Origin of the sequence: Aeromicrobium phragmitis (genome assembly GCF_003674095.1) — a bacterium.
GTDB classification, from domain to species: Bacteria; Actinomycetota; Actinomycetes; order Propionibacteriales; family Nocardioidaceae; genus Aeromicrobium; species Aeromicrobium phragmitis.
Genome location: NZ_RDBF01000189.1, coordinates 1 through 356, shown reverse-complemented (window position 1 = coordinate 356; position 356 = coordinate 1). Strand labels below are relative to the sequence as shown.

Below are 356 nucleotides of genomic sequence, written 5' to 3'. Positions count from 1 at the left end.
GCCCGGGTCCGTGGCGCGATTCTCTACACGATGGCGACCGAGGGGCCGCGATCGTTCTCTGATTTCGTCCACGCAGCCGTCATGGCTGAGGTCGAGCGCTTGGAGGCGAAGTACAACGACGGCAAGCAGTTCCCGGGCGTCGGTCCGCGAGAGCTGCCCCAGGGCCGGCCGATGGGCAAGTGAGGACGACTCACTCGGTTGGAGGAAGCGCGGGACGAAGCCGCTCCGCAGGCATCCAGTTCTCGTGCGTCCCGCCCTCAGGAGTGCCCCACACGCAGCGGGCTTCCCACGACGAGGTGGTCCGCCGCCACTCGACGAGCAGCCCGGGATATTCAGACGCCCGGTGCTGCAAGGTT

1 protein-coding gene is annotated in these 356 nt (G+C 67.7%); it reads left to right on the top strand.

Annotation, left to right across the window (positions count from 1 at the left end; translation table 11 throughout):
• Nucleotides 1-183, top strand: a 183-nt coding sequence (locus D9V41_RS16910; RefSeq protein ID WP_424922812.1) for a ParB family protein, incomplete at its 5' end; no start/stop codon positions are given.
• Between the last annotated feature and the right edge of the window lie 173 nt (nucleotides 184-356).